This is a genomic window from Zobellia barbeyronii (assembly GCF_018603515.1).
Taxonomy (GTDB): Bacteria; Bacteroidota; Bacteroidia; order Flavobacteriales; family Flavobacteriaceae; genus Zobellia; species Zobellia barbeyronii.
This window is the reverse complement of sequence record NZ_JACATN010000002.1, coordinates 534,626-560,037: the sequence shown is the minus strand read 5'-3', so window position 1 is coordinate 560,037 and position 25,412 is coordinate 534,626. Positions and strand designations below refer to the sequence as shown.

Below are 25,412 nucleotides of genomic sequence, written 5' to 3'. Positions count from 1 at the left end.
GTGTTTTATAATTCTAAAATGAAGCAATAATCTGCAAGGCTACTTTTAGTGCCTGTGTACCTTGCTTTAAGCTTACGATTGGTGTAGTATCGTTTGCAATGGCATCGGCAAAACTTTCTAGTTCGTCTAGAATTGCATTGTTTGTGCCCACTTCTGGGTTTTCAAAATAGATTTGTTTTTTTTCGCCTTCTGCATTTTGAAGTACCATATCAAAATCGCCCACTTTTTCCGGAGCGTCTTTCATTTTTACTACTTCAACTTTCTTCTCTAAGAAATCTACGGATATGTAGGCATCCTTTTGAAAGAACCGTGATTTACGCATATTCTTCAAGGAAATTCTACTGGCCGTTAAATTTGCTACACAGCCATTTTCAAACTCTATTCGCGCATTGGCAATATCCGGAGATTTACTAATGACAGAAACGCCACTGGCATTAATTTGTTTCACCTCAGAGTTTACTACGCTAAGAATAGCATCTATGTCATGAATCATTAGGTCAAGAACCACTGGCACATCCGTTCCCCGAGGGTTAAATTCTGCCAAACGATGGCTTTCAATAAACATAGGCGTGTTAATCTGATGTTTTACGGCAGAAAAAGCCGGATTAAAACGCTCCACATGTCCTACTTGCCCTTTTACGTTATACTTTTTTTCTAGTTCTAAAAGCGCTGTTGCTTCTTCGTAGGTATTAGTTATGGGCTTTTCTATGAAGATATGTTTTCCCTTTTCTATGGCCTTTTTGGCACAATCAAAATGAGAAAGGGTAGGGGTTACAATATCAACCACATCTACCGCCTCTATAAGTTTATTAATGTTGTCATAGTATTGGTATCCAAATTCGTCCGCTACTTTTTTTCCGTTTATAGCATCTGCATCATAGAAACCAACCAATTCATATTTGTCCGATTCGTTAAGCAGACGTAAATGTATTTTTCCTAAATGACCTGCGCCTAATACGCCAACTCTAAGCATAATTTCAATTTATATCAAAAATAAGGATACTTTAGGAGTTTTCGGGTTTGATTGGATAAGATTCAGGTTTGAAAATCTTTTAAAAAATGAAGGCTGACATTTAGGCGGTATACTTGTGAATTGAAGATTTACAAGTTAACTTTACGTTCCAAAACCAAACCGTTGAGAGATACTTTAAAACATAGGGGAATGCGTAATAAGCTGGCCGAAATATTGGTAGCTAAAGGCATTACCGATAAAAATGTACTGGAAGCCATACGTACCATACCGAGGCATTTGTTTATGGATAGCAGTTTTGAAGGCCATGCCTATCAAGACAAAGCTTTTCCGATAGGGGCGGACCAGACTATCTCACAACCATACACCGTTGCTTTCCAATCAGAATTGTTGGAAGTAAAACCTGATCATAAAATTCTAGAAATAGGAACGGGTAGTGGTTACCAGACTGCGGTACTATTACTTTTAAGGTCAAAGGTTTATACAATTGAACGCCAATCCGAACTTTTTAAGAAAACTAAAATTTTCTTTAGAAAAATGGGATATCGCCCAAAGAAACTCATTTTTGGCGATGGTTATAAAGGCTTACCAGGGGAAGCTCCTTATGACGGAATTATTGTTACTGCAGGAGCACCTGAAGTGCCAAAGGCACTTATGAGTCAATTAAAAATTGGCGGAAGATTGGTAATACCCGTGGGAACAGATGACCAAATCATGACATTGTTTATTCGAAAATCTGAAAAAGAGTTCGAAAAGAAAGAATTCGGTTCTTTCCGTTTTGTACCGCTTCTTGAAAATAAGAATTAGGCAATAAACTTAATTATTGAAACTTTTCTTTATTCTTGAAAGATCGCGTTGGTTATCACGGTCTTTGAGGGTTTCTCGTTTGTCATATAGTTTTTTACCCTTACCTAGCGCAATTTTTAACTTGGCTAGACCTCTATCGTTTGTGAATAGGTTTATGGGCACAATGGTAAAACCAGAGGTTGTGACTTCTTTACGCAATTTAGTAAGCTCGCGCTTGTTCATGAGTAACTTACGTTCAGCCTTTGGCTTGTGATTAAAGTGGGAAGCGTGAGAATACTCATCAATTTGCATGTTGATGACAAAAAGCTCTCCACGGTCGTTAAACTCGCAAAAACTCTGAGTTATTGAGGCTTTGCCTTCTCGGATAGATTTTATTTCAGTTCCAGCCAAAACAATACCAGCTACATAGGTGTCTATGAACTCATATTCAAACTTGGCTTTTTTATTCTTTATGTTGACGTTCTTTTGAACCATAGCACAAAAATAGTGAAGTTCCCTAAATTATAGGCTAAATCATGGGCATAGAAAACTGATAAGGGTATATTATAAATTGATACCACTTTACTTTATTCGTTCAGAAATTCAGTTACCGTTCTTTTGGACAGTTGCAATTAATGTGGATTCTTTGAGAAGTGGCTTGGCCGTTAGCGAGTTGAACAATAAAAAGACTGCCATTGTCGCTATCGTCCATTTCGTAATACAAATCTTCGCCAATCATCTTATTTACAAATTCAGGCGTGGTGTTGCTATGGCCAACAACAAGGACTTTTTTACCTAGATTATCAGTTTTGAACTGTTCTATATTTACATTCTGAGGTTCGTAGTATTTTACATCAAGCTCCTTTTTAACAGCGGTTGGCGCTGCAGTCATAGAAGTTCTTTCGTAGTCTGTGGTGTAAATAACGTCTAGCTCAACATCTTTTAGAATTTCGGCCCAATGCATAGCTCTTCCTAAACCACGTTGATTTAATTCTGGATCTGTATTTTCTGCATCTGATCGATCCTTCTCAGCATGGCGTATAAAATAGAAGGTAGAAACAACACCTTTGGCGTTTGTATCTTGGTCTGCTTTTTGACCGTCTTTGCAACTTGCTAAAATTAACGTGACAAAAAGGATAATATAAAGGGATTTGATCCGTTGCATAATAAGTAATAGTTTTTGGTTGAAAACTCTTGCATAAATGTTAACTAAATTTATACAAAAAAAGTATGTAAGAATACTTGTTTTTGTTTTTCTAATCATGGGCAAAACTATAATCTCTTTTCTTTTTTTAATGTTTGTTTTGGTTCTTCAAAGTCAAGAGTCGCGTTTACCAGCAGATTTAAGGCAGCATAACCTAACAACTTATAATTCTAGTTTGTTTAATCCGGCTTATTCAGTAGACAGGAACAATGCCAACTCTTTGGCCTATTGGGTGCGCTGGCAATGGCAAACTATAGATGGTAACCCTACGACCCAGTTTATAAATTACACGAGAAAATTAAATACTAACTCTGCCGTTGGTGCTGCATTTTTTCAGCAAAATACAGGTATCTATTTTGATACGGGCGGTGTTATCAATTACGCATATAGCTTTGACCTTAATGAAACTGTAAAACTATCAGTAGGAGCTAATGTTTTTGGATTCAAGCAATCTTTGGCGGATGACCGTTTTATTGTTGACCCAGATTTTCCATTGCCTCAGTCATCATCTGTTGATGATTTTATTTTGCAAATGGCGCCAGGTGTGAATCTTAGTGTAGAAAGACTTACGTTGGGTTTTGCTTCAGAAAATTTATTCGATTATAATTTTACCGAAAAAGAGGTCAATACGGAAAAAGAGGACAAGGTTTATATGGGTGCTGTTTCGTATGATTTTCCAGTATCGCTCGGGGCGGCCATGAATGCCTTTGTGCGTCCTTCTATGTACTTGCGAACAATTCCGGGACAGGCCAATCAAATTGGTTTTAATGCCCTTTTAAATACCAATAAATATTGGGGTCAGCTAGGTTTTAATAATTTCTACGGATACGGTGTTGGGGTAGGTGGCACATTTTTTAATCATGTGTCTTTAGGTGCGTTAGTAGAGTTTGGAGCAGATTCATCAGTAAGTACAGAATCTTCTTTTGAGCTGATGGCTGCCTATTTCTTTGGTAAACCCGAAGAGCGACATAAAATGGTAGGTTCTGTGGTGTCAGAAGAAAATGAGTTAGAGCAAATAGAATCTGCCGCAGTGGCTAAAGCCGAAGCAGAAGAGGAAAAGAATAAAGAAGCACTTACGGAGGAACTTGAAAAAACAGAAGAACTAGCGGAAGAATCTAAATCAGAAGAGAAACTAGCCAAAAAACAAGAAAAGGAACGCCGTAAGCTGGAGAAAGCTGCTCAAGATTCTATAGCAAAAGCAGAAAAAGAAACCGCGCTAGCTTTAAATAAAGAAGAGAAACGTCTTCAGAAAGAACTTGAAGAGCAAATGAAAGTAGAAGAAGCGCTTGCGAAAGCTACTGAAAAAGAAGCTATGCAGCAGAAGGATGAAATGGCTCAAAAAGCTAAAGCGGCTGAACTCGCTAAAATTGAAGAGGCAGAACAAGCAACAAAATTAGACGTAATCAATAAAGCCAAACAAGAAGAAGCTTTGGCTGCTGCACAAAAAATTAAGGAAGCAAAAGAGAAAGCTGAAGCCGCCGCAGCTGCTGCAGCAGTAAAATCAGCTCAAGAGAAAGTGGCTCAAGAAACTAAATTGGTACAACAAGAAGAAGTGATTACACCTCTTAAAGGCGAGAAGTATGAAGAAGTACAAGCAGAGGCAGGATTAGAGCCCGGCTATTACTTAATAGCCAATGTGTTTGGTACCAAAAAGTACTTTGATGCTTTTGTAGCCGATTTAGAGAGAAAAGGACTTCAGCCAGATTCATTTATACGTAGCAAGAACAAATTCCATTATGTGTATTTAAACCGTTTTGATACAATGGGGCAAGCCAGAAATGCTAGAGATAGTAATTTTGACGGTAAGTTCAGCGGAAAAACTTGGATTTTTAGAGTGGTAGGAAAATAAGGTGAATTTGTGACAAATTGCATCAGTTTTTCGCTCAGCATAACTGATACGTTAACTTGGTGAATTGTTGAACATTAAAATCAGTGCTCTGTCAAATACGGAAATAAAAAATCAGCCTAATTACTTTTTAAGCTCCTTTTTGATTAGAACTTCTAAATAAGCGATGGTGTTGGTAAGGTATTTTTTGTCGCTGGTCATTGTAGCCATGGCAATAGCACCTTGAATCATTGTAAAAAGTTGCTTTGCAAATTGCGTAGGGGTAACTGGGAGGTGTAATTCGTTCTTCTTAACGCCGTCTTCCAGCACTAAGGCAATTTTGCCTTCCATTTCCTTTATTACCTCTTTATTTGCTGCAACTAGTAATCTGTTGTTATGTTGCGCATCTACGCCCGTATTTAAAATAGGGCACCCACCCATGCTTAGCGTGAATGTGTCGTAATTTCTGTAGAAATCAGTTAGGTTGCCAAGTTTGTCAAGAGCATTGCTCTTTTCTGAAAGGACCTCGTCTATTTTGGATAAAAGTAAGTTGCTGTTATATTGATAAGCAGATAGTGCTAAGGCTTCTTTATTTTCAAAATTACCGTAGATAGCTCCTTTTGTAAGCCCAGTGGCTTCAGTAAGGTCGCTCATACTGGTGCCTATGTAACCGTGTTTGTTAAAAACGGAGGCAACAGTTTCGATAATAAAGGCTGTAGTTCTTTCGGCTTTTGTAGACATAGGGTGCAGTTTTATACGAAGATAAATAATTTATATACTGTATGGTATATACTAAGCAAAAAAAAGCACCCTTTTTTAGGGTGCTTTTAAAATTCTATTGTTATTTAAAGTTAATGAATTTATTCTACCAATTCATCTTGATTTCTAAATACCAGTTCATCATTAAAGGAATCAATCAGAACAATACTTTCAGCTTTTATATTTCCGCTTAAGAGTTCTTTAGAAAGACTGTTTAAAACGTCTTTCTGTATTACCCTTTTTATGGGGCGAGCTCCGTATTGTGGATCATAACCCTTATTGGCCAAGTAATTAATTGCTTCTTCTGTAGCATCAATAGTTATATGTTGCTTAGCAATGTTTTTCTTTAAGCCATCTAACTGTAGTCTAACAATTTTGGTAATATCCTCGCGACTAAGTGGTGTAAACATGATGATATCGTCAATCCTGTTAAGAAATTCCGGTCGTATTGTTTTACGTAACAATCCAAGAACTTCTACTCGTGCAGCTTCAGTTGCGCTGTAAGGGTCTTTACTGTTTTCGAATTTTTCTTGAATAATATTACTACCCATATTACTGGTCATAATTATAATGCTATTCTTGAAATCTGCAACCCGTCCTTTATTATCCGTTAACCTTCCTTCATCTAATACTTGCAATAAAACATTGAAAGTATCAGGGTGTGCTTTTTCAATTTCATCAAGCAGTATTACGGAGTATGGCCTTCTACGGACAGCCTCTGTTAATTGACCACCTTCATCATAACCTACGTATCCTGGAGGCGCTCCTACCAATCTACTTACTGAGTGGCGTTCTTGATATTCGCTCATGTCAATACGGGTCATTGCACTTTCATCGTCAAAAAGATAGGATGCCAAAGTTTTTGCTAACTCGGTCTTACCAACCCCAGTTGTACCTAGGAACAGGAATGAACCAATAGGCCTGTTGGAATCTTGTAATCCGGCGCGACTTCTTCTAATAGCATCCGATACCGCTTCAATAGCCTCGTTTTGACCAACGACTCTTTTATGTAATACAGTTTCTAATTGTAAAAGTTTTTCGCGCTCACTTTGCAGCATTTTTTTCACCGGTATTCCGGTCCATTTTGCTACAACTTCGGCAATGTCTTCATTGGTAACTTCTTCTTTTATTAGCGTATCTCCCAATTGCTGTTCATCTAATACAACTTGGAGGTCTGCTAATTTTTCTTGAGACTCTTTTATCTTACCGTATCTGAGCTCAGCTACTTTACCGTAATCTCCATTACGCTCAGCGCGTTCTGCTTCAACTTTAAAACCTTCTATATCCTGTTTAGTTTTTTGAATCTCATCTACAACCGATTTTTCGCTCTCCCACTTGGCAAAGAGTTCATTTCGATCTTCTTTGAAATTCGCTAAATCAACATTCAATACTTTTAGCTTAGCCTTGTCGTCTTCACGCTTAATAGCTTCTATTTCAATCTCCAGCTGCATAATCTTACGGTCAAGAACATCTAATTCTTCAGGTTTAGAATTAATTTCCATTCGTAATTTCGCTGCGGCCTCATCCATTAAATCAATGGCCTTATCCGGTAAAAAACGATTGGTAATGTAACGTTGAGATAATTCTACCGCTGCAATTACTGCCTCATCTTTAATACGGACTTTATGGTGCGCTTCATATTTTTCCTTAATACCACGTAGAATTGAAATTGCGCTCTCCGTGTCAGGTTCGTTTACAATTACTTTTTGAAAACGTCTTTCTAAGGCTTTGTCTTTTTCAAAATACTTTTGGTATTCATCTAAAGTTGTGGCGCCTATTGCTCTAAGCTCTCCACGCGCTAATGCTGGTTTTAAGATGTTTGCGGCATCCATGGCGCCTTGGCCTCCACCTGCACCAACAAGGGTGTGGATTTCATCAATGAACAATACAATATCGCCATCTGAGGAAGTAACTTCTTTGATAACCGATTTCAATCGCTCCTCGAACTCACCTTTGTATTTAGCTCCTGCAATAAGAGCACCCATATCTAAAGAATAAATAATTTTATCTTTTAAATTTTCGGGAACATCACCTTGTACAATTCTATGGGCAAGACCTTCGGCTATTGCCGTTTTACCTGTACCTGGTTCACCTACCAATATGGGATTGTTCTTGGTTCTACGCGATAAAATCTGAAGAATACGGCGTATCTCCTCATCACGACCAATAACTGGGTCCAACTTTCCGCTATCCGCTAACTGATTAAGGTTTTTGGCATATTTTTCCAGTGAGTTATACGTATCCTCAGCACTTTGTGAAGTTACTTTTCCTCCTTTACGTAACTCATCAATAGCTGCTTTTAAATCTTTTTCAGTGGCGCCTTGATCTTTTAATATTTGGGCAATCTTACTTTTAGATTTTAAAATAGCTAATAAAAGATGTTCTATGGAAACAAATTCGTCATCCATCTTTTTAGCAATGATGCTGGCTTCGTTTAATGTCTTCCCAGCTTCTCTAGATAAGATTATATCTCCTCCGGAAACTTTTGGAAAGCTTTCTAATTCTTTGTCTAAAATTTGCGCTATTAAAGGAACATTGATGTTCAATTTCTTGAGAATGAATGGAAGAACGTTTTCATCTACTTCCCAAATTGCTTTGAACAAATGTTCGTTCTCTATCTGCTGGTGGCCCAAACCTTGTGCAACCTGCTGGGCTTGTTGAATAGCCTCCTGAGATTTTGTGGTGTAATTATTAAAGTTCATATGTATATAGTTTTCTAGTGTTATTGTTTATTTTTGATTTAAATAAGTCAATAATCTTACCAAGATACATTGCAAGACAAAATGGCGCTTAATATCGCAAAACGCAAGACATTAAGTCAGGTGTAAGTTTTTTAAGAACATCAGACTGATACTATAAAAATACGAAATGGGTCTCTTTAATAATATATTTGGAAGTAAAAATGAAGGTGAAAACGAGAAGGAAGTTAAAATTCCTTGGGTTGCACTTACTTCTGTGGAACAATTGAGTGAAATTGAAAAAAAATCTTTGACAAAACCACAGGTAATATTTAAGCATTCTACTACCTGCGGCATTAGCCGGATGGTCTTAAATATGTTTACTAAGAACTATGCTTTTGAAGATGGTCAGATGGATTTCTACTTTTTAGATTTACACAGTTATCGTCAGGTTTCTGATGAAACTGGCTATAAATTTCAGGTGATGCATCAATCACCACAGTTATTGGTGGTAAAAAATGGGGGAGTGGTAGCTCATGACTCGCATGGAGCTATTACAGATGTTAACCTAGAAAAATACCTTTAAACTATTTCGAACAATGAAATAGTTTAAAGGTATTTTAGAATTCAACTTATTAGGTTCTTAACCTTTTTTCTTTGCTTCAAAAGGAGGTAGAAGGGTAGTTCTAACTTCACCAAAACCAATACGTACATCGTTGTTTGCGCAATAGCCTTTCATAATAACGGTGTCGTTATCTTGAATAAATTTACGCTCTGTTCCGTCGTTCAGTTTTACAGGCTTGGTACCTTGCCAAGATAGTTCTAACATAGAGCCATAAGAATCTGGTGTAGGTCCGGATATGGTTCCGCTGCCCATCATATCACCGCTGTTTACTTTACAGCCATTTACTGTATGGTGAGCTAATTGCTGAGCCATTGTCCAGTACATATACTTAAAGTTAGATTTGGAAATAGTAGTTTCATTACCATTTTCAGTTCCAATAGCTACTTGCAAGTTAATATCATAGCTATGTCTTTCTTTTTGTTGTAAGTAAGGTAACGGCTTAGGTTCTTGTTCAGTACTTTTTACTTGAAAAGGCTGAAGTGCATCTAGCGTTACTATCCATGGAGAGACAGATGAAGCAAAATTCTTGGCCAAAAATGGTCCAAGAGGAACATATTCCCATTTTTGAATATCGCGTGCGCTCCAGTCATTAAAAAGCACCATTCCAAAAATATATTCTTCGGCCTCGTCTACAGAAATAGGCTCGCCTAAAACATTGGTGTCTGTTGTAATAAAAGCCATCTCAAGTTCAAAATCAACAAGACGTGATGGTCCAAATACCGGAGTGTCTGCTCCTTTTGGTAATGTTTGCCCCATTGGTCTGTGAATAGGAGTGCCACTTGGAATAATTGTAGAACTTCTACCGTGATACCCAACAGGAATGTGAAGCCAGTTTGGTAATAGGGCATTGTCCGGGTCACGGAACATGGTACCTACGTTTGTAGCGTGCTCCTTGCTAGAATAGAAATCTGTGTAATCACCTATTAGAACCGGCAATTGCATTTCTATTTCATCCATAGAAAATAAGACCACAGTCTTATGATCTTCGTTATTTTTAAGGGTTTCGTTAGATTTTTCAAATATTTCACTGATACGATTACGGACTAATCGCCATGTCTTTTGTCCGTCAGAAATGAAATCGTTTAAAGTATCCTGAAGAAAAATATCATCTGTTAAAGGTATATCCTTAAAATAACCAAGTTGGTGTAAAGCACCAAGGTCAATAGCATAGTCTCCTATACGGGTTCCTATGGTTATAATATCATCACGAGTAAGGAAGACACCAAAAGGAATATTTTGGATAGGAAAATCCGATTCTTCGGAAACAGAAAGCCATGTTCTTCTTGATGGGTCATTAGCGTATATAGGCATAGTAAGATTGTTAATTTGTATTTGATAAATTCTTGATCAAATATATCGTTTTATGAGTTTTAACAATGAGCAATTCGTATTTTTGCAGCTCAATTTAACAGAATATTTGCTTATGCAACGAGACAATCGGATTTTTGAACTAATAGCAGAGGAAAGAGAACGCCAATTAAGCGGAATAGAGCTTATTGCCTCTGAGAATTTTACAAGCCCCCAAGTTATGGAGGCTTCAGGATCAGTACTAACCAATAAATATGCCGAGGGATATCCTGGCAAACGTTATTATGGTGGCTGCGAGGTAGTTGATAAAATAGAACAACTTGCTATAGATAGAGCTAAAGAATTGTTTGGTGCTGCATATGCAAACGTACAACCTCACTCAGGTTCTCAAGCAAATGCTTCAGTTTATCATGCATGTTTAAAACCTGGAGATACTATTTTAGGATTTGATCTTTCTCACGGTGGGCATTTAACTCATGGTTCTCCTGTAAATTTTTCTGGTAGATTATATAACCCGGTTTTCTACGGTGTTAATAAAGAAACTGGTGTACTTGACTATGATGTTATTCAGGAAATAGCAACAAAGGAAAAACCAAAGATGATTATTGCAGGTGCATCTGCTTATTCTCGTGATATAGATTTTAAAAGATTTAGAGCAATTGCCGATAGTGTTGGCGCACTATTATTGGCGGATATTTCTCATCCTGCTGGTCTTATTGCAAAAGGTATTTTGAATGATCCAATTCCTCACTGTCATGTTGTAACTACTACAACACATAAAACATTAAGAGGCCCACGTGGTGGACTTATATTAATGGGTGAAGATTTTGACAATCCTTTCGGAATTAAATTAAAGAACGGTAAGCTTCGTAAGATGTCTGCTTTGTTGGATTTAGCTGTATTCCCAGGAAACCAAGGTGGTCCTTTAGAGCATATTATAGCTGGTAAAGCTATAGCTTTTGGTGAGGCGCTTACAGATGAATTTTTGAATTATATGATTCAGGTAAAGAAAAATGCTGCTGCAATGGCTGCAGCTTTTGTTGCCAAAGGATACAATATTATTTCAGGAGGTACGGATAACCACATGATGCTTATTGATCTTAGAAATAAAGATATTACCGGTAAAGATGCTGAAAAAGTGTTGGTGGATGCAGATATTACTGCAAACAAAAATATGGTTCCGTTTGATGACAAGTCGCCATTCGTTACCTCTGGTATTAGATTTGGTACGGCCGCTATTACAACTAGAGGTTTGAAAGAAGCTGATATGAGTGTTATTGTAGACTTGGTGGATGAAGTATTAACAAATGCTGAAGACGAAGCTAAAATAGCCGAAGTAAAGAAAAAGGTAAATGCTTTAATGAGTGGTAGAGAACTTTTTAACGCTTAGTTCAAACTAGGAAAAGCATAGTAAATAATTTATATAATCCAATCCCCCATATACTCAACTATTGAGAATATGGGGGATTGATTGTTTTTGGTAATGGGCAGTTAGAATACTGTCAAAACCTCAAAAAGTTGCTCTGATTTAATGGTTAAGCATAAATAGGTCACCGTGTTCTATAGTAGAGCTCTTTAAATCATAGATAACGGCGTCATCTTCAGATTCAAAATAAAGACCCCAATACTTAAAGTAATCTTTCTTTGTATTGTTGTCCGCTTCAATATTTCTTATAAGAATTTCGTCTTCATCATTACCTTTTTCTTCAAAAACAGGAACATAGATTTCATAAGGAATTTCTGTTAAGCCTTTGCTGAAATGAACATAATGTTTGCAGATTTCAGCTATAATATTATCTAGCTGATCTACAATACTGTAATCGTAAATTTTATTTATTACTATAGCTGTATCCTTCAGGAAGAAGGTAAACTCTTCAATATCTACTTTACATCCACTTCTTTGCACAAGTTCCTTTAGTAGTCTTACAAATGACGTCCTGCCTGGTTTGAAGTTCCCCCAGGTTCCTTTGTTAAAGTGAAATAACATTTCTACAAGGGTAATATTGCAATTTAATTCAATGGCTAAACTTGTATTCGCTTCTTTATTTGTACAGTCAAGAATAGTAGCTTCTGCAAAGAATAGTTTTTCTAAACTATTGGTAAAAGAATCCATTCCCTCAATTTGTGAATTGGGAGTATAGCCATTTGACTCGTTGTTACTAAAACTATCTGAATATAGAGGCATGCGTCTGTGGTTATACACTTAGATCCAAAGATAGTTTTCAGTTTTGTCAGGGCTACAAAGAAAAACCCCATAAAAACTGGGGGTTTTCTGGGGTATAAAAAGAGTTTAAAATTAAATTACTGATTATCAGTTTATTATGTAGTATTTATCAAATAAAACCACGTTTTCTTGCCTCATCTATGAGTGCGAAATCGTTACCGCTTTCAACATTGAAAATTACTTTCAACTGTCTTTTTCGGTTTTCAACGGTTGTGCTAGATGCGGCAACTAAAGAAGAGATATCCTTAGTCTTGGTTCCAATAGATAATTGATATAATATTTTTTTATCGCGCTCGTCTATTTGATCTTCATTTGCCATTTTTCTACGAATAGCTTGTAAAGCAGCTGCGGTATAATACGGAGGATTTTCTATTACCGTTTTTACCATATCCTGAAGTGTTTTTTCATCAACTTCAGACTTTACCATATACCCATCTGGGTTCACGGTTTTTAAAACATTATTTATGTGGTAACTATCACTAAATGATGAAAGAAAAACAACTTTAGAGGATGGAGATATTTTTTTCACCAAAACACCTAAGTCAACGCCACCTCTTTCTTCTTTAGAATTATCTGGAAACATCTGAATGTCCAATAATATAATATCATAGGGCATACGAGTTGCTGAGCTTTCTATTTCTGCCTTACCTTCATGATAACTGGGAGCTATATTGACGGTTACATTGTAATTATCAAAATCGCATCCTTCTATAGTATATTTATAGCCCAAAACAATCATTTCATGATCATCAACAGCTAATATTCTAATTAAGTTATCCATAGTTTATTTGCTCAGTTTTGATTTTTGTTTCAGCAGCAGTTTTTTAACTAGTTGAGTGTTCCGTTTCAGCTTCTAATGGAACTTCTAGTTCAACGGTTGTGCCTTTACCAGGAGCACTGTTAATTGTATATGTTCCTTTTATTTTTTTAATTCTAGATGAAATATTACGCAACCCAATGCCTTTTTTTCTAGAATTGGTTTTAAAACCTTTTCCGTCATCCGTTATTTTGGCCATAAAACCAATGTTGGTTTTACTAAGTTCTACAATTACGTTTTTACATGCGGCATGTTTAACACAATTTTGTAAACTTTCTTGAATCATACGGTACACGTTAATTTTGACATTCGCATCAAGCGAATCCCAATCAAAGGTTTCATTGTAAACAAACTCATATTCAAAATGACCGGTAGCCTTTACGGTATCTAACAAGTCTCTAATAGAGTGAATAAAATTAGGGATATTTTGGTAGGCCGCATGGCTAAGTTCATGAGAAATGGAGCGTACCTCTTTTTCAACATCTTGCAGAACATCTATGGCTTTTTTTCTTTCTATGATTATTTCATCACCTGTTCTCTTATTAAGACCTGTTAGGACCATACGAGCGCCTAACATTTTGCCTAACACACCATCATGAAGTTCTTCTGATATTCTTTTTTGTTCTATTTTTTTACCTTCTTCTAATTTTTCTTTTTGAGAAAGCATTAAGTTGAAAATCTCTTGGTTTGCTGCTTGTTGTTGCTGTTGAAAACGAAGTTTTTGATTTTTAGATCTCTGGTCTAAAATTATATAGGACATTAAACCTAATAGTAGGATAGATATAGCAACACCTGTCCATAGTTGTTTCTCACGTTCTAATAACTGGTTTTCAGCAATAAATTCGTCGGTCTCAAAACGTATACGTGCAAATTTATTTCTCGCTTGGCGCTCTACCTGTTGTAAACTATCATTTAAAGCAATGTACTTCTGATTATAGTAACTTGATTTTGATGGTTCTATTTTTACCAATAGCTGCAGACTTTTTAAAATCCGGTCATTATTAGTTGCAATTTTAGAATAGCCAAGGGCTTTTTTTGCTTGTGAGATAGCCTGCGTAGTATCTTTTCTGCTTAAATAATAATCGGCAAAACAATAATGGCTTCTAGAAATATCTTGGATTTCCCCAAGGCTATCTTGAATTTTTATGACCTCCTCAAAATAAGATGATAAATCAGATTTTTGGTCAATTTTAGATTTACCGTAGGCTAAATTATTCAAAGCCATTGCGTAAAGGTCTGGGCGTTTTGTAATAAGAGATTTATTATCCAATACTTCTTGAAAGTATGGAATTGCCTTTTTGTAATTGCCTTGTTCTAGATATACAACACCAATATTATTTACAATACTTAAGTCTAAGGTGTTATCCTCGCTTATTTTTTCTTGATACTCTCTAGCGGTATTATAATAATCTAAGGCTCGATCAAAGTCCTTCAATTCTTTGGTGATTGAACCAAGGTTATTGTAACAATTATAAAGTCTTTTATATTCCTCTAAGGGTTTAAGAATTTCAATAGCTTTAATAGTATTGATTTCGCTACCGGTATAATCTTTAATATCTGCTTGTGTAACTGCCATGTTGTAAAGCATTCTGGCAGATTCATAATCTTTGTTTAATTTCTCATATACTTTTTGAGCTTCGGAAAAATGAAAGTAAGCATTATCTGAATTGGATTTTGATCTGTAAAAATCAGCTAAATCCCAGTTGGCTTCAGCAATAGTTATACTATCATTTAACACTTGGGCAAGTTCAAGAGTTTGTTGGTTTGTTTTTCTAAAGTTGCTGGAATCTTTAAGAATGAGATATTTAAAGGATATTTTTGAAAACAACTTAATTTTTAGGGAGTCATTTTCTATTACAGATGCTCTTTTTTGAGCTGTGTTTAAAAATGCTATACGTTCCGGAACAGAAAGTTCTGTGTTGGAGGCGCTATCTATTAAGGAGAATGCAGAGTCTGCTTGGATAGAAACCTGAGCATTGTTTAACTGGTCATTTTTTTGTGTACATGAAAATGCCAGTAAAAGAGCAATGAAGGAAAAGCCCAGATATTTAATACTTCGTAAAGGTCTGCAAGTGACAGGAAGCATGAGATGAAAATTCAGGTTATAAAAAAAGCCTTAAAACTTAATTTAAGGCTAATATAATCTATTCTGATTTTATACTAAGAGTCACGTCTGTCAATTTGGACATCGTCACCATCGGTAGAAGAACCACGTCTATCTATTTGAACGTCGTCACCGTCTGTAGAAGAACCACGTCTATCAATTTGAACGTCGTCACCGTCTGTAGAAGAACCACGTCTATCAATTTGAACGTCGTCACCGTCTGTAGAAGAACCACGTCTATCTATTTGAACGTCGTCACCGTCTGTAGAAGAACCACGTCTGTCTATTTGAACGTCATCACCGTCTGTAGAAGAACCACGTCTATCTATTTGAACATCGTCACCATCTGTAGAAGAACCACGTCTGTCAATTTGAACGTCGTCACCATCTGTAGAAGAACCACGTCTATCTATTTGAACGTCATCACCGTCTGTAGAAGAACCACGTCTATCTATTTGAACATCATCGCCGTCTGTTGAGGCATCACTATTTAATTCATATAATGCATCTTCCTTATTTTCCGACTCACAAGAAGTCATTAATCCAAGGCTCATTGCCATTACTGCGAAAATGCTTGCTACTTTTTTCATGCTAAGTCTAGTTTAGGGGTTATTTATTACACTGCTAAACTAGGACCAACTGAAAGTAGATTGACTAATTACAAATTTGTAGTAGTAAACGTACGTAATTTGTGAGTATTTGATGTAATTCTAAGAGTATTCATCTAATTAAGCGCGGAAATTGTATTTTTCGACAATAAAGTCTTCAAACCATCAATATTTCCTCTGTAAGATTTAGAGAAGGGTAATTGCATTTTATTTTGCTTTAACGTGCAATGTGATTTTCCGTAGCTAATGCGAGAAATAAAATTTGTGTTGACAATATAGCTTTGGTGAATTCTAACGAAGTTTTTAGGTAATTGATTTTCGAAAGTCTTTAACGTTTTATAAGCATTGTTTATTGTTCCGTCTTTCATGACAAATTCAGTAGAATTGTTGTCTGCTTGTAGGTAAAGAATATCGTCTGTATTGATATATTGAAAATCCCGATACGACTTTAAACAAATGGTTTGAGGCTCTGTTTTTGCAGGTATTTCTTTTTTAAGGCGTAGTATGGATTTCCTTATCTCAAATTCATTATAAGGCTTTAACCAATAATCAAAAAAACCATTTTTAATAGCTTCGTAGGCATATTTTTTATTTTTAGATATGCCAATGATGATAGGAAGATCATTTATATATTGATGAAGTTCCATAACCATATGAAAATACTCATAAGCATTCTCATTAAGGTTAACGAAAACTACGTCTGGAAAATATTTTAAGATTATGTTAGTTCCTTCCGCGCTATTTTGAGCTAGACCAGCGCAGGTAAAATCACCATATTCCTCCAAATAGTGCTGTAATTGCAAATTTGAAGTCGCATCTGAATCTATTATGGTGTAAGTATATTCCACGAGACATTGTTTTGATGCAAATTAGTGACAGTAAGTTACATAGGTATAAAGATATTCCCCACAATAACTGGGGTTTTTATCCGTCAAATCTAGGTTTTTAGCGATTTAGAAAGAAAAAGATTACATTTTTAAGATATCCTTAACGTTTTAAGCTAAAAATCTCTCTCTTGAAATGTGAAACCCAAATATTTTGGTTTTTTCTGTAAGATAAAACTGAGCTGGGTAACCCTTAAAACATACTTAATAACTGGAGGGTTTAAGAAGACTTGGATTACTTGCTATTCCGAGGGAGTAAACTCATATGCTCCAACATCTGGTAGCTCTTTACGATTTACACCTAAAATATCTAAAGGGACATCAAGAGCAAATAATTTATCTCCTTTATCCAGTGCCGAGGAGGTGGGTAATAATCTAAAATTATTCTGCGTGGCGTTTACAAATTCTAAAGGTTCGTTTAGAAAGCTATTTACGTAATTCTCATTGTTTTCAAAATTATACAAGTCTTCAAAGCCTGATGGGATATTAGCGGTATTGGCTGTGATTAAACAAGAGCTAAAAAAAAAATTATAGGCATTTGAACCATTAGAACTGTGAGATAACTCAAAATTGCCATTTCCATCTATAATACAATTTTTGAAATCGGCTTTAACTAAATCGATTCCTGTAGAACCGTTTTGTCCGTTTGGTTCAAAATTATTTATGGTAAGTGCTGCGCTTGGTCGGTAACTTTCTGTCCAATAATTGGCAATTGTAGTATGCGTAAAAGAATAACTTCCTCCTAAATTACAGTAGAGAGAGCTATTTCCTGCACTACCTAAAACTAAATTCTGGGCAGTTAAGACAACAGTTTTTCCCCATAAATTAATTTTAGAGCTATTGTAAATTTGAGAGTTTTTAATGTTCAAAGTAGGAGAGGAGAAGGAAGATTCTCCTTGGGCGAAAATACCTATGGTAGCATTTTTTAAAGTAAGATAGTTAATGGTATTATCAATACTACCGGTAGCTATGCGAATGCCCTCCCATTGGCCAGATACATCTCCATATTCTGGTTCTAAGCGATCTCCTTCAAATATCACTTCATTTTCAAGAAGTTGTTCGTCTGTGCTTAATGTTCCGTTAATAGCTATAGAACTTTCGGATTGCACAGCTATGCCAGAATTTTCATGAAAATATATTCTTGCTCCGGCATCTATAACCAACTTCTGTTCTTTGGGAATTACGGCAAATCCATAAATTATATAAGGTTTCTCATTTGTAAACTGTAATTGGTCTGTTTTAAGTTCAAAACCTGGAGATAGAATCTCATTACCATTGCTGTCAAAACCAATCGCGACCGATTGCTTTTGTCCATTCGAGTTATTTTTAGGGAAAAGAAAAATGGCATCTTGAACAAGCGTTACCAATGGTATTTGTTGGCTATTATTACCCTGACCAAATTGTAGTACATCTGTATATAAAAGTTGATTTACAGTTTCATCTTGAATATCTACAGTGGTCTCTATAAAGATATAAAGACTGTCTTTGGCCATTAGTGGGATATCTGCAAATGTCTTGCCTGCAACGCCATCTACGTTAAGCCTGTAAGAACTTGTTTCGCCTTGTTCCAGTCCTATAAAAGGAATTGAAATATCTTCTTTGCTGCGGTTGTATACTTTTAAACTATACGTACTACTACCAATATTTGCAAATACAGTGTCTAGGAAAACGGTATCTCTTGAAAATTCAAGACCTCCGGTGCTAGGGGTATATTCAAAATCCTTGCGGCATGAACCCAGAGAGATGATTATGGCAAGAAGTGTTATGACTTTTAAGTAGTACCTCATTTATATGCTCCAAATATCTAGCTCTTAATGGTGTAAAAACCATTTAAATTTAGTGTTGATGTCTAAAAGTATAGTCTTAACTGTTATGCAGTAGTGAAAAATTCTTTAATTTCATCTGATATGCGGGTGGGTCTATAGGTCTCAGCATTTAAAAGACACCATTCCGTGCTAGACTTTAATAACAGCTCGTTGGTCTTCTTATTGTGCATCTCTACAATACGTGTACAAACTGCGCCTTTACTTTTTTCAATATAGGTGCGCATTTCAATAACGTCATTTAATACCGCTGCACTTTTATAGGTAATATGATGGGTCATAACCACCCAAATAATTCCACTACGCATTTCCTCAGATGCGGCGTTCATCCAGTGTTCTTTAGAAATGTCTTGCATCCACTGTACATACCGCACGTTGTTTACGTGATCTAGATCATCTAGATCATCTTTTATTACGGTAATTGTTTTTTTATAGCTCTGCATTTATTTCTTTTGGATTTTCACCTCAAACATTTTGTCCCATTCCTTTCCGGTAACAAAAAACGTTTGTCTTTCAGGGTGGTATGCTATTCCATTAAGAACATTATCTGTATCACTCCAAGTGGTGTGATGGGTAACTTTGCTACTTAGGCCTCCAAAATTAATAACACCTTCAATAGCGCCGCTATTGGCATCAATAATCATTACGCTAGGTTTTTGATATACATTGGCATAGATTTTTCCATCTACATATTCCAGTTCGTTTGCACTATCATTAATAGACTTGTTGGTGACGGTTTCTATATGACCTTCTTCAACTAAGGTTTCTGGGTTTAGAAACCATATTTTTTCAGTTCCATCACTTTTATATAATTTTTTTCCGTCGTTCGTTAATCCCCAACCTTCTTTGCTTTCCCCGAATTGAAAATTATCAATTTTATCCAATGTCTTTAAATCGTAAATAAAGCCAACACCACTACGCCAAGTAAGCATATATATCTTATTGTTAAGAATGGTAATGCCTTCTCCAAAATAGGTTTGATCTAAATCTACTTGTTGTAAAACCTCACCTGATTTAAAATCTACTTTCCGTAGTGAAGACCTTCCCTTCTTACCAGTACTTTCGTAGAGGGTGTCGTTATGAAATTCAAGACCTTGAGTATATGCCTTATTATCATGAGGGTATTCTGCAATTATCTCGTAGGTATAAATCTCAGGAGCATTTGGCGCCAATAACTTAAGGTGCTTGGTAACCTCTACAGACGTATCGTCATAGGAAACGTTGGCCTTAAGTATTTTGTCCCCCAAGTGAGGCATGTTCAATGTAATTTTACCATCACTGACCGGTAATTCTTTTCCGTCTACAGTATAGGTTACGCTTTCTATGGTTTTGTCTTTCTTATTTTTAAGGGAAACTGCTACGTTTTGGTTTTGCTGAAAGCTTTTACTGTTTCCTTCTAATTGAATTTCGAATAGGGCTGAAGGGGAATTATCGCCTCCACAAGCCATAAAAAGCATTAAAAAAAGACAGAGCGGAAAAAACTTTAGAGTTGTCATCACAGAATTAAATTTGGTTATGCCTGATTTACAGGTGTTTTTAGTTGCACAAAAATAACGAACTCAAAACAAATTGTTGATATAAAAAATAGAATGTAAAACGATTGCGAAAGAAACAAAAGATTGTATATTTGCAGTCGGCAAGTCCTACACGACCAGCTCCTGTAGAATCCCCCAGGGTGGGAACGCAGCAAGGGTATACGGTCGTAGCGGTGCGATGTAGGTAGCTTGCCGATTTTTTTTAGCCTTAAATTCTTCAAAAAAATAGGCATCTTTCTTACTATTCTCTTTCAATAGCTCTTCAGCGTTTAATTTCTTTTCTACTACACTATATTATTGTTATTTTGCAACCTTATGGAGCAAAAAGTAGTATTGATCACGGGAGGTTCTTCTGGTATAGGAAAGTCTATAGGTTTGTACCTGAAATCCAAAGGGTTTAAAGTGTATGGAACCACTAGAAATTTAGCAAAACACGAACATTTTGAAATTTTTGATTTGCTTCAGCTAAATGTTTCTGATAAGGAGAGTATAGTTTCTGCCGTAAATAAAATTATAGCAAAGGAAGGAAGGCTAGATGTATTAGTAAATAATGCAGGAGTTGGTATTACCGGTCCTATAGAAGAAACACCTCCCGAGGAAGTTCATAAAGCTTTTGATACTAATGTGTATGGACCACTTAGAGTAGCGCAGGCTGTATTGCCCCAAATGCGTAAACAAAATGGGGGAGTGATAATCAATATTACTTCAATAGCAGGCTATATGGGTTTACCCTACCGGGGAATATATTCAGCAACAAAAAGCGCTTTATCAATTCTTACGGAGGCGCTACGAATGGAAACCAAAACTTTTGGGATTAAAATTGCCACTTTGGCTCCAGGAGATTTTGCTACAAATATTGCTGCAGGACGTTATCATTCACCTGTTTTGGAGAGCTCGCCATATAAAGAGCCTTATGGCAATACATTAAAAATGATGAACGAAGATGTGTCCAATGGCGATGATCCAATTTCAGTAGCGAAGCAAGTTCTTGGTATTATTGAAAGTTCCAACCCAAAGGTGCATTATAAGGTAGGTTCGCCCTTACAGAAATTTTCTGTAGTCCTTAAGAGTATTTTGCCAGATAAAGTATACGAGAAACTATTACTAAACCATTATAAGTTGTAATTTCGTTTTTCGAAATAAATGATTTCGAAAGCGTAGCAATTATCTAATTTTAAACCTAATAAACTCTAAAAAATGAAATTTTTTATAGACACAGCTAATTTAGATCAGATACGGGAAGCACAAGAACTTGGTGTTCTTGATGGCGTAACTACCAACCCGTCTTTAATGGCTAAAGAAGGTATTACAGGAAGAAACAATATATTAAAGCACTATGTAGACATTTGCAACATTGTTGATGGAGATGTATCTGCTGAAGTTATTTCCACTACTTACAAGGAGATGATTAAGGAAGGTGATGAGTTGGCTGAGCTACATGACCAAATCGTTGTGAAAATACCAATGATAAAAGATGGTGTTAAGGCATTAAAATATTTTTCTGACAAAGGAATCAAGACAAACTGTACTTTAGTTTTTTCTGCAGGACAAGCATTATTGGCTGCTAAAGCAGGAGCTACCTACGTTTCTCCGTTTATTGGAAGATTAGATGATATTTCTACAGATGGTCTTAACCTAATTTCTGAAATAAGACTTATTTATGACAACTACGGATTCGAAACTCAGATTTTGGCTGCCTCTATCCGTCACACCATGCACGTTATTGATTGTGCGAAACTTGGTGCGGATGTTATGACTAGTGGATTATCTTCTATTACAGGTCTACTTAACCACCCGTTAACTGATAGTGGTTTAGCTAAGTTCTTAGCAGATTACAATAAAGGAAACTAGTACATTGTACTTACCTAATGTAATTTAATTGCAATAGGGAAATAAAAAAAGGGATGCCATATGGCATCCCTTTTTTTATTCTATATTATTTAATTTTCTTAGAAGGAGGTGTAAACATTCGCAAATGCATCTACAATTACTTTATCATCTGTAATAATACATTTGTTAAGAGGGTAGATAACTAGTGATTTCGTAAGCTCTTCAAAGTCAGAAGAACGGTATTGGTTTGTTTGATCCAACCCTGAAATCTCTAACATGGCTTTCCAGTTAGTTTCTGAAGTTTTTATGTTGATACCTACATAAGAATACTCCGGTTTCTTTGAGGAAAGCTGTTCAATCCTTCTTTTAATATTTTCAAAATGCATTCTATCTGTGGCAGACCAAAAATAGAATACTGTTTTATTATTTTTAGCTGCTATTTGCTTTAATGTCATTGTGTCACCAGTTATACTGGTTACGGCAACATTAGGTATTTCTTTTTTAGGCTGAATGTTTTTAATGCCTTCGTACAAAGCATCAATCTCGCCCATGTGTTTGTTATTGTTACTAAGTTCTCTAAAACCAGCAATAAACTCTTCGTTGTTTTTTTCGGAATCATGAACCTTCAATAGATAATCAAAAGCTACATATCTAAAAAGGTTGTCTTTCAACTCTTTTTCCTGTACCAGACTATCTATAATATGCAGTTTGTGCTTATTAAAATGAAGCTGATTACGAACCACGTTATTTTTGATGGCACAGGCGTGAGAACAGGTCATATAAGACATGTTGCCAATGTGATTGATCATGAAATTGTAATAAGGTCTTAAATACGTTAAATCCTTATCATCAAAAATCAGATCTTTTCTGTAATCGTAAAAATTAGCAGGTAAATCATCTAATATTTTTTCTCCAGTAAGTCTTTTGTGCTTAAAAGGATATTCCTCTTTATAGGTGTTGTAATTATAATCAACACTGGCACTAGCAATCTTCAGCTCTTTTTTGGAGAGTTTACCTTCGGTAACTATATCGTTTAGTATCTCTAATTTTAGTTGTTTTAAAGAATCGATATTTCTTTCAAAATCAACAGGGTTCAACCTGTACATAGATCGGACAGAACTGGCTTCATCTTCATGCGCCAAAAAAACTTCTAAAAGAAAATTATTGAGTTCTTCTCCGTCTCCAGAAAAAACTAGGGATTCATCAAAATCCGAAGTATTTAGACGAACTACAAGACTATCTCCTTTTTCTAGATAAACATACTGTAATTCCGGGTCGTGGTTAAAATGATATAGGCCTTCTGTAATAGAATCAAGAGAGAAGGAAAAACGGTTGTCATCATCTAATTCCGCAGAATCTATAACCACATCTCCTTTAAGTAGTACGATGTAGTCACTGGTAGGATTAACAATTTCCCCCGAAAAAAACACACTGGGTGAACTTTTTTCTGCAGCACAACTTCCAAGAAAAGCAAAAAATAGATAGAGTAGTTTTCTATTCATATAAGTAATAGCTTACTATGTATTGCTCAAAATTAAACAACGCTTTGGCGGTTTGCTGTTAATAGCGAGTTAAAAATAAGAGGGTTGCGTTAAGGTTTAAGATGAAGTGAATGCTTTTTAAGTTTATTGGTTTAGGCCATTAAAATTCAGTATTTTTGCACGAATTTTAAAAAGAAATCTATGCTGTCGGTATCAAATCTATCCGTACAATTCGGAAAAAGGATCCTTTTCGATGAAGTGAACGTAACCTTTACTCAGGGTAACTGTTATGGGGTAATTGGAGCAAATGGAGCCGGAAAATCTACGTTTTTAAAAATTCTATCTGGACAGGTAGACCCTACTTCAGGTCATGTACATCTTGAGCCAGGTAAGCGTATGTCTATCTTGGAGCAGAACCACAACGCATATGACGAGTCTACAGTTCTAGAGACTGTTGTAATGGGGAATAAGCCGCTTTTTTCAATAAAGCAGCAAATTGACGCCCTTTATGCTGATTATACAGATGAAAACGCAGATAAGATTGGTGAGCTTCAAGTTCAGTTTGAAGAAATGAACGGTTGGAACGCAGATAGTAATGCCGCGGCGTTATTATCAAATTTGGGTATAACCGAAGAGTTTCATTACACCTTAATGGCAGATATAGATTCAAAACTTAAAGTTCGTGTGTTATTGGCACAAGCTCTTTTTGGTAATCCAGATGTGTTGATCATGGATGAACCTACCAACGACTTGGATTATGAAACTATTACTTGGTTAGAGAATTTCCTTGCCGATTATGAAAATACAGTAATTGTTGTTTCTCACGATAGACACTTTTTAGATTCCATTTGTACTAGCATTGCAGATATTGATTATGGTAAGATGAATGTGTATTCAGGTAACTATACATTCTGGTACGAAAGTAGCCAGTTGGCCTCACGCCAGAGAGCACAACAAAATAAAAAGGCAGAGGAGAAAGCGAAAGAATTACAGGAATTCATTGCTCGTTTTAGTGCCAACGTAGCAAAAAGTAAGCAAGCTACATCAAGAAAAAAAATGTTATCTAAGCTAAAGATAGAAGATATTAAGCCTTCTAGTAGAAGGTATCCTGCCATTATCTTTGAAAGAGAACGTGAAGCAGGAGATCAGATATTGAACGTAGAAGGGCTTTCTGCTAAGTCAGAAGATGGCGATTTACTTTTTGAAAATGTAAATCTAAACTTAGCAAAAGGAGATAAAGTTGCTATTATTTCTCGTGATTCAAGAGCAACAACTGCTTTCTATGAAATAATTAATGGTCATAAGAAAGCTGAGAAGGGTGAATTCCAGTGGGGTATTACTACTACCCAATCCTATTTGCCTGCAGATAATTCAGACTTCTTTAAGGAAGACATAAGTTTGGTAGACTGGCTTAGACAATGGGCTAAGACAGAAGAAGAAAGAGAAGAAGTTTATATCCGTGGTTTTTTAGGTAAAATGCTTTTTAGTGGTGAAGAGGCCCTAAAAACTTGTACCGTACTTTCCGGAGGTGAGAAGGTGCGTTGTATGTTGAGTAGAATGATGATGCTCAGAGCTAACGTAGTAATGTTAGATGAGCCAACGAATCACTTAGATTTAGAGAGTATTACCGCATTTAATAATAGCCTTAATAATTTTAAGGGAACGGTTATGTTTACTACTCATGACCACCACTTTGCACAGACGGTTGCCGATAGAATCATTGAGTTGACCCCTAAAGGCAACATAGATAGATATCTGGCGTTTGATGAATATATGTCTGACAAGACATTACGGGAGCAACGTAATAAAATGTACGTTGCAACGGTATAACTTTTGTTAAACCTGTATTCTTAAATGATGTAGTGGGCGTTTTTTAAATTGAAGGACCCAAACCTTCAATTTAAAAAAGGTCCATTCTGTTCAATTGGCATCTTGCCAACTTGGGCCATTT

Annotated in this window: 22 protein-coding genes and 1 other RNA gene; 8 read left to right on the top strand and 15 right to left on the bottom strand. The window is 36.0% G+C overall.

Annotated elements, in window-relative coordinates:
* Positions 1-13: 13 nt before the first annotated feature.
* Entirely contained in the window at positions 14-973 is a 960-nt protein-coding gene (locus HW347_RS06830) for a Gfo/Idh/MocA family protein (RefSeq protein ID WP_214611158.1), read from the bottom strand.
* A gap of 162 nt (positions 974-1,135) precedes the next feature.
* On the opposite strand from HW347_RS06830, the gene HW347_RS06825 reads away from it, so the two are divergent.
* The gene (locus HW347_RS06825; RefSeq protein WP_155595908.1) at positions 1,136-1,777 is read left to right on the top strand and encodes a protein-L-isoaspartate(D-aspartate) O-methyltransferase; all 642 of its coding nucleotides are present in this window, start codon (positions 1,136-1,138) and stop codon (positions 1,775-1,777) included.
* 9 nt (positions 1,778-1,786) lie between these two features.
* Here the strand turns inward: HW347_RS06825 and smpB are convergent, their stop codons facing one another.
* A complete protein-coding gene (smpB, locus tag HW347_RS06820; RefSeq protein WP_194549692.1) occupies positions 1,787-2,251 on the bottom strand; it encodes an SsrA-binding protein SmpB in 465 nt (154 codons plus the stop codon).
* Positions 2,252-2,363: 112 nt separating this feature from the next.
* Positions 2,364-2,921, bottom strand: coding sequence for a SixA phosphatase family protein (locus HW347_RS06815; protein WP_214611157.1), 558 nt, complete (start codon positions 2,919-2,921; stop codon positions 2,364-2,366).
* Between the two features lie 97 nt (positions 2,922-3,018).
* Here HW347_RS06815 and HW347_RS06810 point away from each other — a divergent pair, with 97 nt between their 5' ends.
* On the top strand, positions 3,019-4,809 hold the full coding sequence (locus HW347_RS06810; protein WP_214611156.1) for a PorP/SprF family type IX secretion system membrane protein: 1,791 nt from the start codon (positions 3,019-3,021) through the stop codon (positions 4,807-4,809).
* 120 nt (positions 4,810-4,929) lie between these two features.
* Here HW347_RS06810 and HW347_RS06805 read toward each other — a convergent pair whose 3' ends face one another.
* Entirely contained in the window at positions 4,930-5,526 is a 597-nt protein-coding gene (locus tag HW347_RS06805) for a TetR/AcrR family transcriptional regulator (protein ID WP_214611155.1), read from the bottom strand.
* Between the two features lie 119 nt (positions 5,527-5,645).
* A complete protein-coding gene (gene clpB / locus HW347_RS06800; protein WP_214611154.1) occupies positions 5,646-8,246 on the bottom strand; it encodes an ATP-dependent chaperone ClpB in 2,601 nt (866 codons plus the stop codon).
* A gap of 166 nt (positions 8,247-8,412) precedes the next feature.
* On the opposite strand from clpB, the gene ytxJ reads away from it, so the two are divergent.
* Positions 8,413-8,808, top strand: a complete 396-nt coding sequence (gene ytxJ / locus HW347_RS06795) for a bacillithiol system redox-active protein YtxJ (protein WP_214611153.1) — start codon at positions 8,413-8,415, stop codon at positions 8,806-8,808.
* Between the two features lie 57 nt (positions 8,809-8,865).
* Here ytxJ and fahA read toward each other — a convergent pair whose 3' ends face one another.
* Positions 8,866-10,158 carry a fumarylacetoacetase gene (gene fahA, locus HW347_RS06790; protein ID WP_214611152.1) on the bottom strand — a complete coding sequence of 431 codons (1,293 nt, stop codon included), beginning with the start codon at positions 10,156-10,158 and terminating at the stop codon, positions 8,866-8,868.
* Between the two features lie 112 nt (positions 10,159-10,270).
* Here fahA and glyA point away from each other — a divergent pair, with 112 nt between their 5' ends.
* Complete coding sequence (gene glyA / locus HW347_RS06785; RefSeq protein ID WP_214611151.1) at positions 10,271-11,545, top strand: serine hydroxymethyltransferase; 1,275 nt, start codon at positions 10,271-10,273, stop codon at positions 11,543-11,545.
* Between the two features lie 138 nt (positions 11,546-11,683).
* Here the strand turns inward: glyA and HW347_RS06780 are convergent, their stop codons facing one another.
* From HW347_RS06780 to HW347_RS06745, 8 genes are all read right to left on the bottom strand, one after another.
* Positions 11,684-12,340, bottom strand: coding sequence for a hypothetical protein (locus HW347_RS06780; RefSeq protein ID WP_214611150.1), 657 nt, complete (start codon positions 12,338-12,340; stop codon positions 11,684-11,686).
* Between the two features lie 148 nt (positions 12,341-12,488).
* Positions 12,489-13,160, bottom strand: a complete 672-nt coding sequence (locus tag HW347_RS06775; protein WP_214611149.1) for a response regulator — start codon at positions 13,158-13,160, stop codon at positions 12,489-12,491.
* Positions 13,161-13,203: 43 nt separating this feature from the next.
* The gene (locus HW347_RS06770; protein WP_214611148.1) at positions 13,204-15,282 is read right to left on the bottom strand and encodes a tetratricopeptide repeat-containing sensor histidine kinase; all 2,079 of its coding nucleotides are present in this window, start codon (positions 15,280-15,282) and stop codon (positions 13,204-13,206) included.
* A 74-nt stretch (positions 15,283-15,356) separates the two neighbouring features.
* Positions 15,357-15,890 carry a hypothetical protein gene (locus HW347_RS06765; RefSeq protein WP_214611147.1) on the bottom strand — a complete coding sequence of 178 codons (534 nt, stop codon included), beginning with the start codon at positions 15,888-15,890 and terminating at the stop codon, positions 15,357-15,359.
* Between the two features lie 134 nt (positions 15,891-16,024).
* The gene (locus HW347_RS06760) at positions 16,025-16,756 is read right to left on the bottom strand and encodes a LytR/AlgR family response regulator transcription factor (protein ID WP_214611146.1); all 732 of its coding nucleotides are present in this window, start codon (positions 16,754-16,756) and stop codon (positions 16,025-16,027) included.
* Positions 16,757-17,034: 278 nt separating this feature from the next.
* The gene (locus tag HW347_RS06755; RefSeq protein WP_214611145.1) at positions 17,035-18,579 is read right to left on the bottom strand and encodes a choice-of-anchor Q domain-containing protein; all 1,545 of its coding nucleotides are present in this window, start codon (positions 18,577-18,579) and stop codon (positions 17,035-17,037) included.
* An 83-nt stretch (positions 18,580-18,662) separates the two neighbouring features.
* A complete protein-coding gene (locus tag HW347_RS06750; RefSeq protein ID WP_214611144.1) occupies positions 18,663-19,058 on the bottom strand; it encodes an acyl-CoA thioesterase in 396 nt (131 codons plus the stop codon).
* Positions 19,059-20,111: a glutaminyl-peptide cyclotransferase gene (locus tag HW347_RS06745; protein WP_214611512.1), complete on the bottom strand. Its 1,053-nt coding sequence runs from the start codon at positions 20,109-20,111 to the stop codon at positions 19,059-19,061.
* Positions 20,112-20,249: 138 nt separating this feature from the next.
* Between HW347_RS06745 and ffs the strand changes: the two genes are divergently transcribed.
* The 3 genes from ffs to fsa all read left to right on the top strand — a co-directional run bounded on the left by ffs (position 20,250) and on the right by fsa (position 22,001).
* An RNA gene (gene ffs, locus HW347_RS06740) (signal recognition particle sRNA small type) lies at positions 20,250-20,348 on the top strand.
* A 117-nt stretch (positions 20,349-20,465) separates the two neighbouring features.
* Entirely contained in the window at positions 20,466-21,275 is an 810-nt protein-coding gene (locus HW347_RS06735; protein ID WP_214611143.1) for an SDR family oxidoreductase, read from the top strand.
* A gap of 72 nt (positions 21,276-21,347) precedes the next feature.
* Complete coding sequence (gene fsa, locus HW347_RS06730; RefSeq protein ID WP_214611142.1) at positions 21,348-22,001, top strand: fructose-6-phosphate aldolase; 654 nt, start codon at positions 21,348-21,350, stop codon at positions 21,999-22,001.
* A 98-nt stretch (positions 22,002-22,099) separates the two neighbouring features.
* Here the strand turns inward: fsa and HW347_RS06725 are convergent, their stop codons facing one another.
* Positions 22,100-23,482, bottom strand: a complete 1,383-nt coding sequence (locus tag HW347_RS06725) for a transaldolase (protein WP_214611141.1) — start codon at positions 23,480-23,482, stop codon at positions 22,100-22,102.
* 180 nt (positions 23,483-23,662) lie between these two features.
* On the opposite strand from HW347_RS06725, the gene HW347_RS06720 reads away from it, so the two are divergent.
* The gene (locus tag HW347_RS06720) at positions 23,663-25,291 is read left to right on the top strand and encodes an ABC-F family ATP-binding cassette domain-containing protein (protein WP_214611140.1); all 1,629 of its coding nucleotides are present in this window, start codon (positions 23,663-23,665) and stop codon (positions 25,289-25,291) included.
* Positions 25,292-25,412: the final 121 nt, after the last annotated feature.